General features: G+C 63.3%; 8 protein-coding genes and 1 pseudogene. All 9 read left to right on the top strand.

All coding sequences use genetic code 11. From position 1 onward, the window contains the following. The first annotated feature begins 390 nt into the window (after window positions 1–390). Entirely contained in the window at window positions 391–1,281 is an 891-nt protein-coding gene (locus ACE3OA_RS21105; protein WP_374314547.1) for a MurR/RpiR family transcriptional regulator, read from the top strand. Window positions 1,282–1,333: 52 nt separating this feature from the next. Next, on the top strand, window positions 1,334–2,929 hold the full coding sequence (locus tag ACE3OA_RS21100) for an ABC transporter substrate-binding protein (protein ID WP_374314545.1): 1,596 nt from the start codon (window positions 1,334–1,336) through the stop codon (window positions 2,927–2,929). A 161-nt stretch (window positions 2,930–3,090) separates the two neighbouring features. Beyond that, complete coding sequence (locus tag ACE3OA_RS21095) at window positions 3,091–4,017, top strand: ABC transporter permease (RefSeq protein ID WP_374305885.1); 927 nt, start codon at window positions 3,091–3,093, stop codon at window positions 4,015–4,017. Between the two features lie 2 nt (window positions 4,018–4,019). Further along, window positions 4,020–4,901 carry an ABC transporter permease gene (locus tag ACE3OA_RS21090; protein ID WP_374314543.1) on the top strand — a complete coding sequence of 294 codons (882 nt, stop codon included), beginning with the start codon at window positions 4,020–4,022 and terminating at the stop codon, window positions 4,899–4,901. 5 nt (window positions 4,902–4,906) lie between these two features. Then, window positions 4,907–5,863, top strand: coding sequence for an ABC transporter ATP-binding protein (locus ACE3OA_RS21085; RefSeq protein ID WP_374314541.1), 957 nt, complete (start codon window positions 4,907–4,909; stop codon window positions 5,861–5,863). After that, window positions 5,860–6,828: an ABC transporter ATP-binding protein gene (locus tag ACE3OA_RS21080; RefSeq protein ID WP_374314539.1), complete on the top strand. Its 969-nt coding sequence runs from the start codon at window positions 5,860–5,862 to the stop codon at window positions 6,826–6,828. The genes ACE3OA_RS21085 and ACE3OA_RS21080 overlap by 4 nt, the downstream gene beginning before the upstream one ends. A 12-nt stretch (window positions 6,829–6,840) precedes the next feature. Then, window positions 6,841–8,337, top strand: a complete 1,497-nt coding sequence (locus ACE3OA_RS21075) for a M81 family metallopeptidase (RefSeq protein ID WP_374314537.1) — start codon at window positions 6,841–6,843, stop codon at window positions 8,335–8,337. Next, a complete protein-coding gene (gene lysA / locus ACE3OA_RS21070) occupies window positions 8,334–9,812 on the top strand; it encodes a diaminopimelate decarboxylase (RefSeq protein WP_374314535.1) in 1,479 nt (492 codons plus the stop codon). Before ACE3OA_RS21075 ends, lysA begins: the two co-directional genes overlap by 4 nt. Window positions 9,813–9,889: 77 nt before the next feature. Next, window positions 9,890–10,083: pseudogene (locus tag ACE3OA_RS21065) on the top strand (hypothetical protein); the annotation flags it as partial.

Raw genomic sequence — 10,083 nt, 5'->3', positions numbered from 1 at the left:
GGGATCGGCGCTTTGGCACATCAGGCCGATGGGCGTCGATTGAATGAGGCCATAGCGGCCATAAAGCCCCGCCCCGATTGAGGCCAGCAGCAGGATCGCCCAGGGCGTGATCCGCACCCAGAGGGCGCGGGCTGCGGCCGGTGTGGCGCGTGGATCGGGACGGTCGGCCTGCATGGTTTTCCTTGAGCAAAATGCACCGCGCCGTTTTAGCGGGCACGGGGTCACCGCGGCAAGCACGGGTCCGCCGTTTCCAGAATGATAGAAAACAAACTCCTATTGACAGTTTGTAAGAAAACTAGCGAAATGGCCATGAAGGTTCGCCGCCGGCCATGACCCGCCACAAGGCAGAGGGGCCGCGACAAGGCGCACCACCAGGAACGGGGCCGGCAGATGGGCGGAGCCAATCGCAAATCGGTGCGAGAGCGTCTGAGTGCGTGTCTCGAACAGGCGACCAAGACCGAAAAGGCCATTGCCAGCTTCATGCTGGCCAATTTGAACGGCCTGCCGTTCGAGAATGCGGCAACCCTGGCGGAGAAGGTCGGCGTCAGCGAGCCCTCGGTCGGACGCTTCTGCCGCGCCATCGGCTATCAGCATTTCAAGGATCTCAAGGCCGACCTCAAGGCCGATATCGGCGAACGGCCCTGGCTGATCGGCGACCGGCTGAAGGATTACCGCGAGAGGAGCCGCAAGGGCGATGACGAACTGGCCCGCGGGCTGGAGATGGAAATCGCGGCCCTGGTCAGCAATTACGAACTGGCGCACACCAAGGAATGGAAGCGCGCCGTCAAGCGCCTGGCGCGGCTGCCGGAGATCCATGTGGCCGGCTTCCAGACCGAACGGGGCCTCGCGCAATATCTGGTCAACCAGCTGCAATATGTGCGCCCGGGCGTACATCTGCTGGACCTCGCCGGCGGCAATTTCTCCGAAATCCTGCTGGCTGATCCCAAGAAGGTCGGCCTGGTCCTGATCGAAGGCCGGCGCTATTCGCGCCTCGCCAAGCTGCTGGCGACGGAGGCCAAACGCGCCGGCATATCCACCACCCTCATCACCGACGCCTATTGCGATTGGGGCCGCGACCTCGTCGACGAGATGTTCGTGGTGCCGACCGACATCAACCAGTTCTGGGATTCGACGGCGCCGGTCGCGAGCCTCATGGCACTTCTCATCAACAGCATCTTCAACGAGCTCGGCCCCTCGGTCGAGGCGCGCATGAACCAGGTCTCGGCGCTCTACAGCCGCTTCACCGGCTATGTCGGCGAACCGTCCGGCCCGGTTTCCTGAAGTCCAAATCACCCAACGGCAAGATCAACAAACTGAAAAAACGGAGGCTTTCTTGAAATACCAATTACGCAAAGCATTCCTCGTCAGCGGCACGGCGCTGATGACCCTGGCCGGTGCCGCTTTCGGCGCCGCCGGCATGGCTTGGTCGCAGGAAGCGACCTTCGTCATGAGCACCAATGAAGTGGGCGCCCCCACCTATAACCCGGTCAAGGCGACCATGCTCAATGCCGCCACCTCGCTCATTTTCGACCGGCTGGTGGTGCAGGATGCCGATCAGAGCTTCCACCCGCATCTGGCTGAGTCCTGGGAAGAGGCACCGGACGGCATGCAGTGGATTTTCCACCTGAAGAAGGGCGTCACCTTCCATGACGGCGAGCCGTTCAACGCCGCTGCCATCGCCGCCTGGATCCCGAGCTTCACCGGCACGGACAACGAATACATGGTGGGCGCCATCGACAAGGTCGAAGTGGTCGACGACTACACCTTGAAATTCGTCATGAAGCATCCGGAGCCCAACCTGCTGTTCAACTTCTCCAGCGCCTTCATGGGCATCCCGGCGCCCAAGGCCTTTAAGGATCTCGGCGACAATTTCGGCGTGACCCAGGCCATCGGCACCGGCCCCTACAAGCTGGAAAGCTTCGCCATCGGCCAGGAAACCGTCCTGGTGCGCAACGACGATTACAAATGGGGATCGGAGCTTTCCGACAATAAGGGTCCGGCCAAGATCGAGAAGCTGACCTTCCGCGAAATCCCGGAAGAATCGACCGCCTTCCTCGAGCTGAAGACCGGCGGCGTCGATCTGCTGCTGGGCGTTCCCACCGACTTCCTCGGCGAGCTCAAGAAGGAACCCAATGTCGCGGTCCTCACCATGCCGGGCCTCGACGTCGCCTATATGCCGATCAACGTGACCAGCGCGCCCTTCGACGACATCAAGGTGCGCGAAGCGACCGCTTTCGCCATCAACCAGAAGGAGATCCTGGCCAGCATCTATGGCGGCGTCGGCTCGGAAGCGCACAACTTCCTCATCAGCGCTCTGCCGGAATCGCAGATCGACCCGAAATTCGACATCTCCTACGACCCGGCGCGGTCGGCCAAGATGTTCGACGAAGCCGGCTGGAAGATGGGTGCCAACGGCATCCGCGAGAAAGACGGCAAGCCGCTTAAAGTGAAGCTGTGGACCCAGTCGGACACCGAATTCAAGCGCTTGACCGAAGCGGTCCAGGCGCAGCTGAAGGCGGTCGGCATGGATGCCGAGATCACGGTGTTCGATTCCAGCGCCATCAAGGACCAGTACAAGAAGAAGACCGAACATCAGCTGGCGGTGCGTTCCTACAACTGGAACAATGCCGACATCATCGAATGGTTCTTCAGCGGCGAGCGCTTAGGGTACCCCAACATCTCGATGTGGAACGACCCGAAGGGCGAGGAACTCAAGACCAAGGCCATGACGCAGTCGAAAACGCAGGAAGAGCGTATCGCCAACTTCAAGGCCTATCATGAGTATGTCATGTCGCAGTTCGTCTTCGCACCGATCTACCAGCCGGTGCAGAATGTCGGCTACAACAAGGATCGCCTGAAGCTGCCCGAAAAGATTCGTGCCACACAGATCGAATCGACCTCGGTGCTCGACATGGAAGTCGTCGAGTAAAGGGCGACTGTCTTGACACGCATTTCCACCCATCGTCATCCCCGGGCTTGGCCCGGGGATCCACGAGTTTCTTGCTCTGGCAAACTCGTGGATGCCCGCACCAAGTGCGGGCATGACGCGTTAAACAGGGTCGGAATTGCACATGTTGGGAGAAGACCGGGATGCTGAGCTACATTGTCCGGCGGCTGTTGCTGCTGATCCCGGTCTTCTTCACCGTTTCCATCATCATCTTCGGCATCATCCATCTGGTCCCGGGCGATCCGGTCGACAATCTGAACCGGATCGGGTCAAGCCCGGAGCAGAGGGCCATCATCACCGCCCGCTATGGGCTGGATAAGCCCCTGGTCGAGCAATACCTGCTGTGGCTGGGCAAGATGGCTGAGGGCGATCTCGGTGACGCCATTGTCATGCGGCGCCCGGTGATCGATCTCCTTGCCCAGAATATCCCCTTCAGCCTGCGCCTTGGCGGTGCGGCTCTCCTCTTTTCAACCCTTCTCGGCATTGCGGCCGGAACACTTGCCGCCATCCACAAGGACAGCCGCATCGACCGGGGCGTCATGGCGGGCATCCTGTTGGGTTCCACCTTGCCCAGCTTCTGGCTGGGCCTGCTGCTCATGCTGCTTTTTTCCGTGCAGCTCGGTTGGCTGCCGGTTTCGGGCGCGCGTTCCTGGCAGGCGCTGATCCTGCCGGTCCTCACCATTGGCCTGGGCGGTACGGCGCTGGTGGCGCGTGTCACCCGCGTCGCCATGCTGGAGACGATGCAGAAGGATTTCGTGCTGCTGCTGCATGCCAAAGGCCTGCCGGCGCGCCGTATCCAGCTGCGCCATGTGCTGCGCCATGCCCTGATGCCGGTCGTCACGATCTTAGGCCTGCGCATCGGCTGGATTCTGGGCGGTGCGGTCACCGTCGAATTCGTCTTTGCCCGGCCGGGCCTCGGTACGCTCCTCATCAAGGCATTGAACCAGCATGATTATCCGGTCATGCAAGGGTGCCTGCTGATGCTGGCCGTGGCCGTCATGCTGGGCACGCTGATCGGCGATCTGGTGCAGGCGGCGATGGATCCCCGTATCCGGCACGCGATGACATGAGCATGACTTCGATGACTTCCTCCTCACCGCGCTGGCACAGCTTCCGGCGCAGCACGGCCGGCAAGGTCCTGCTCAGCCCCAAGGGCGGCATCGCCGGCGTCTATCTGCTGATCCTCGTCCTCATCGCGCTGCTGGCCCCCTGGATCACCCCCTATCCTTACGACGTGCAGGAACTGACCATCGCTTCGCAGGCGCCGAGCCTCGCCCACTGGTTGGGGACCGACGAGTTCGGCCGCGACGTGCTTTCGCGCATCATGTACGGCGCGCGCACCTCGCTTTCGGTCAGTATCACCTCGATCAGCGTCTCGGTCTTCATCGGCATGATGCTGGGGGCGGCGGCCGGCTATTTCGGCGGGCTTTTCGACCGCATGACGACGGCGGCGGTCGATCTTTCCTGGTCCTTCCCGGAAATCCTCATCGCCCTCATCCTGGTCGCCATCATCGGTCCGGGCCTTACCTCCACCATGCTGGCGATCGGCATCGCCTATCTTGCCCAGTTCACGCGCCTCACCCGCGCGCAGATTCTCAGCTTGAAGAACGAGACCTATATCGAGGCGACGCTCAATCTCGGTGCCAGCCACGGCCATATCGTCTTTCGCCATTTGATGCCCAATGCCCTGGCGCCGGTCATCATCTGCGGCATGCTGGCAACGGGCGATGCCATCATCCTGGAGGCGACATTGGGTTTCTTCGGCCTCGGCGCGCAGCCGCCGGTGCCCTCCTGGGGCGCCATGATGAGCAGCGGCTCGGCGCTGATCTTCAAGGCACCCTGGGTCATCATTTTTCCAGGACTGGCCGTCGCCATCACCGTCATCATGATCAATCTCTTCGGCGACGCCCTCATCCGCGCGCTCGATATCCGCGCCAAGCTGCGGGAAGGCTGAAAACCATGGCCCTTCTCGACGTGCGCGATCTTTCCATCGATATCCACGGCATCCGGCCGCTGGACGGCATTTCCTTCTCGCTCAACAAAGGCGAAATCCTCGGCATCGTCGGCGAATCCGGCTCCGGCAAATCCTTGACCGCCCTCAGCGTCATGGGCCTGCTGCCGCTCATCGGCGGGCAAATCGAACGCGGTTCGGTGCATTTCGATGGACTGGACCTCACCAGACTGCCGGAGCCTGAATTCCGCAAGCTGCGCGGCAGGCGCATCGCCTTCATCACGCAGAACCCGATGACGTCGCTCGATCCCGTGATGCGTGTCGGCGCCCAGATCGACCAGGTGGCGCGCCTGCATCTGGGTCTCGATGCCAAGGGGGCGCAGGCCCGCAGCATCGAGATCATGGAAAAGCTGCGCATTCCGGAAGCCGCCACCATCTATCACCATTACCCGCATCAGCTTTCGGGCGGCATGAAGCAGCGCATCGTCATCGCCATGGCGCTGACGGCCGATCCAGACCTCATCATCGCCGACGAACCGACCACGGCCCTGGACGTCACCATCCAGGCACAGATCGTCGATCTGCTGGCCGAACTGGTGCGCGAGCGGGGCGTCGCCCTCATCCTCATCACCCACGACATGGGCGTCGTGGCGCAGATCTGCGACCGGGTTGTCGTGCTCTATGCCGGGCGCATCGCGGAAAGCAACGGCGTTGAGGCGATCTTTGCCAACCCACGCCATCCTTATACACGCGCCCTCATCCGCTGCATCCCGCGCGAGGACACAGCCCCCGGCAGCCTCATTGGCATACCGGGCGCGGTGCCAAGCGTCGCGCATTATCCGCAAGGCTGCCGCTTCCATCCGCGCTGCGAGCGGCGCGGGGAGCCATGCGGCGCCGCCGTGCCGCCCTTGCAGCGATCGGGCGGCGGCGAACTGGCCTGCCATTTTCCTGAAGGTGCGGCATGAGCGCCCCGCAGAACCTGGTCGAGCTGCGCCGGCTCGACAAACGCTTCGAAAGCCGCAAGGGCCTTTTCGGCAAGGCACGCTCGATGATGGCGGTGAGCAGCGTCGATCTCGACGTGCCGCGTGGGAAAGTGACGGGGGTGGTCGGCGAATCCGGCTGCGGCAAGTCGACCTTGGCCCGGCTGGTCCTGCGGCTGCTCAAACCCAGCGGCGGCGAGATCCGCTTTGACGGCACCGAGCTCGGCAGCCTGTCATCCGGCGAGCTCAGGCGCCTGCGCCGGCGCATGCAGATGGTTTTCCAGGACCCCTATTCCGCCATCGATCCCCGCTTCAGCATGGCCGATGCGCTGCTGGAGCCGTTCAAGATTCAGGGCATCCGCCTGACGCCTGCGGAAGCGCGGACCAAGGTCGAGGAATTGCTGGCCATGGTGGGCCTGGGCGCGCAGATGGCCTCGAGCTATCCGCACCAGCTTTCCGGCGGCCAGCGCCAGCGCATCGGCATCGCCCGGGCATTGGCCCTCAACCCCGATTTCCTGGTGCTCGACGAACCCACGGCTTCGCTCGACGTCTCGATCCAGGCGCAGATCGTGGCCCTGCTCGAGAAATTGCAGGCGGAACTGGGTCTGACCTATCTCTTCATCAGCCACGATCTGGGGCTGGTGCGCTATTTCTGCGACCGTATCGTGGTCATGTATCTGGGGCGCATCGTCGAGATCCTGCCCGAGCCCAAGGCCCCGCCCCGGCACCCCTATACGCGGACATTGCTGGAAAGCAATTTCGCCCCCGATCCGCAGCAGCGACGCCAGATCCGGCGCCTGACCGGCGAGATCGCCTCCGCTTTCGACCTGCCGAAGGGCTGCGCCTTTGCCGCGCGCTGCCCGCTGGCAGATGAAAAATGCCGCAACGAGCGGCCTGAACTCACCACCGATGCGGCGGGCCATGCCAGCGCCTGCCACCACCCGCTTTGACCCGGAGCCACCATGACCTTCACTGTCCTCACCGCCGAATTCGCCCATGAGACGAATACCTTCAACAAGAACCTCACCGATTACGCGGCCTTCATGGACCGCTATGGCTTTTTCGGCGAAGACGCCATCCGCGAGCGGGGCGATGCCAATACGGAACTGGCGGGCTTCCTCGACTGCGGCAAGAAATATGGCTGGAACATCATCCATGTCTTGAGCGCTTCGGCGCAGCCGGCGGGCTGTGTCACGCGCGACGCTTTCGACCGGCTGGCGGGGCCGATCGTCGAGGCGGCCAAGGCCAACAGGATCGACGGCATTCTGCTGAGCCTCCACGGCGCCATGGTCACCGAGTTCGACGAGGATGGCGAAGGGCTGCTGCTGGAGCGGCTGCGCGCGGCGGTGGGGCCGGACATGCCGATCGCCATCACGCTCGATCTCCACGCCAATGTGACGCCCAAGATGTGCGCGCTTGCCAACATCATCGTTTCCTACAAGACCTATCCGCATGTCGACATGCGCGAGGTGGCGGTGCTGTCCGGCGACATCATGCAGCGCGCGATGAAGGGCGAGATCGCGCCCAAAACGCTGCGCGCGCACCGGCCGATGCTGGATGAGGCCAATGGCGGCCGCACCGATGTAGGCCCGATGGTCGAGCGCATCAAACAGGCGATCGCCTATGAAAAGCAGCCGGGCGTGCTGGCGGTCAGCATCAATGCGGGCTTCGGCAATGCCGACATCAAGGATGTCGGCCCCACCGTCACCGTGACCTATGACGCCAAGGCGGGGAATGTCGAGAAGCATCAAGCCTTTGCCGAAGGCATCGCCGAGGATATCTGGGAGAAGCGCTTCGACGTCATGAACTATTACATGCCGGTCGAAGAGGCGGCGGCGATCGCCAAGGCGTATCACAAGGTCGACGGGCCGATCATCATCGCCGATTATGCCGACAATCCCGGCGGCGGCGGCTATGGCGATTCGACCAATCTTCTGAAGGCGATGCTGGATGCGGAGCTGACCGACACGGCGTTCGGGCCGATGGTCGACAACGAAACCGCCCTTTATCTGCACAAGCAGAAGGTCGGCGACACGGTCGTGGTGAAGCTGGGCGGCAAGACCGACCCGCGCTTCGGCGGCGAGCCGTTGGAACTCAAGGGAAAACTGAAGCTCGTCAGCGATGGCAGCTATACCGGCGACGGGCCCATGGTGGGGGGATTGCGGCTCTCTTTCGGCCCCTCGGCGGTGATCGAGGTGGGCGGCATCGAGATCCTGGTGGTGACCGAGCCGGCGCAGATGCTCGATCTGCAGCAGTTCAAGGCGTTCGGCATCGACCCGGCGGCCAAGACGGTGGTCGGATTGAAGTCGATGCAGCATTTCCGCGCCGCTTTCGAGCCCATCGCCGGTAAGGTCATCGTCTGCGACAGCGGGGCGCTGTGCACGACTTTCTATGATCGATTGCCTTATCAGAATGTGCCCCGACCGATTTACCCGCTCGATCGTGAGATGAAGCGATGAGCATCGCGGCCCAGCACGCGCTGCCGCCGTTTCTGACCGCCAAGGGGGCAAATCTCGCCCTCGACGGGCATGATCTCACCCAGATGGCCGCCGCACACGGCTCGCCGCTCTTCGTCTTTTCGGGACGGCAGCTCGCCGGCAACGCGAAAGCGCTGCTGGCGGCGGCGCGGGCCGGGCACCCCCGCGCGCGCATCTTCTTTGCCAGCAAGGCCTGCTCCAACCTCCATGTGCTGCAGATCATCCGCAAAGAGGGTCTCTCTATCGAGGTCAATTCCGGCGGCGAATTGTGGAAGGCGCAGGCGGCCGGGTTCAAACCTGCCGAGATCGTCTTCAACGGAGTTGCCAAATCGGTGGCCGAGCTGGAGCTGGCGATCGGGCTTGGCATCCAGGCGATCAATGTCGATTCCGCCTTCGAGCTCAGCCGCATTGCCGAGGTGGCGACACGCCTCGGCAAGGTCGCGACGGTCGCCTTGCGCATCGTGCCGGGGATCGGCGGCGGCGCCACCGCCGGCATCCAGACCGGGTCGGAGCGCAGCAAGTTCGGCATCGGCCAGACGGAACTCACGGAAGCGCTCGATATCGCCCGCAGCCATGCCGGCGTGCTGGATGTGGCCGGCATGCACCTGCATATCGGCAGCCAGGTGCTGGACCTGCCGGATTTCCTGGAGAGTGTCAGCTTCACCGCGCGCCAGGCGCAGGAAATCGCCCAGCATCTGGGCAAACCCTTGCGCCACCTCAATCTCGGCGGCGGCTATCCGATCAACTACGTGCACCAGCGCAAAGGCGCCAATACGGGGCGCGATTTCGACCTGTCGGCCTTTGCCGCCGAGCAGCCGGCCGCCGGCATGATGGAGGCCGTGGCCCGTGCCGCCGCGCGCGCGCTGGGGCCGCAGCCGGAAATCTTCTTCGAGCCCGGCCGCTCCATGGTGGCCGATTGCGCGCTGCTGCTGACCCGCGTCGAGAACATGAAGCGTCGCGGCGCCACACCATGGCTCTATCTCGACGGCGGCTACAACCTGCTGCTCGATTCGGCGGCGGTGCGCTGGTACTACCACATGGTCAATGCGAGCCGCATGGAAGCCCCGGCCGATGCCGATTTCCGCGTGGTGGGCCCGTTATGCGATTCGGCCGATTGCTTCTTCGATGTCGAGGGCGAATATCTGTGGGATTCCTTAAAGGAGAGCCTCGCCGGCATTGCCGGGGTGACGCCGGAACTGCTGGCCACCCTCAAGGCCAAGACTGTGCGCCTGCCGGAAACGCGGGCCCTGCCGGCCGCAACGGCGCCCGGCGACCTCGTCGCCCTCCTCGATACCGGCGCCTATTCCCTGGAGGAGATGTTCCAATATTGCGGCCGCCAGCGCGCCAAGGCGGTCATGATCGCCGAGGATGACAGCATCGTCACCTTGCGCGACCGCGACCGGCCGGAGGATCTGGTCGATGCAGCAGAGCGGATGGGGATGGCGGCGGCGCGGTAAAATCCCGATCTGCGAACGGCAAAATCCCGTATTGTGCACGCATCGATCCTGCACAACTTGAAACAGGGAGCCACGCCATGCAGCCACCGGCCATACAACCAGAGGCCCAGCCGACCATCAGGATCGGCGGCATTGAGATCGATTATCTGATCGACGGCACGGTGAGCGGTGCCGCCTCCGGCATGTTCGAGCTGACCGTGCAGCCGGGTGCCCGCGTGCCGCCGCCCCACAGCCATACGGGGAATGAAGAGATCCTCTATGTGCTGGAAGG

Origin of the sequence: Dongia sp., from assembly GCF_041906375.1 — a bacterium.
In the GTDB taxonomy this organism is placed as follows: domain Bacteria; phylum Pseudomonadota; class Alphaproteobacteria; order Dongiales; family Dongiaceae; genus Dongia.
This window is presented reverse-complemented; position numbering and strand designations above follow the sequence as displayed.

What these genes read in the sequence shown, in the direction of transcription:
- ACE3OA_RS21105 (WP_374314547.1), top strand. Translation starts at nt 391, where the DNA reads ATGGGCGGAGCCAATCGCAAATCGGTGCGAGAGCGTCTGAGTGCGTGT.
- ACE3OA_RS21095 (WP_374305885.1), top strand. Translation starts at nt 3,091, where the DNA reads ATGCTGAGCTACATTGTCCGGCGGCTGTTGCTGCTGATCCCGGTCTTC.
- ACE3OA_RS21090 (WP_374314543.1), top strand. Translation starts at nt 4,020, where the DNA reads ATGACTTCGATGACTTCCTCCTCACCGCGCTGGCACAGCTTCCGGCGC.
- ACE3OA_RS21085 (WP_374314541.1), top strand. Translation starts at nt 4,907, where the DNA reads ATGGCCCTTCTCGACGTGCGCGATCTTTCCATCGATATCCACGGCATC.
- ACE3OA_RS21080 (WP_374314539.1), top strand. Translation starts at nt 5,860, where the DNA reads ATGAGCGCCCCGCAGAACCTGGTCGAGCTGCGCCGGCTCGACAAACGC.
- ACE3OA_RS21075 (WP_374314537.1), top strand. Translation starts at nt 6,841, where the DNA reads ATGACCTTCACTGTCCTCACCGCCGAATTCGCCCATGAGACGAATACC.
- lysA (WP_374314535.1), top strand. Translation starts at nt 8,334, where the DNA reads ATGAGCATCGCGGCCCAGCACGCGCTGCCGCCGTTTCTGACCGCCAAG.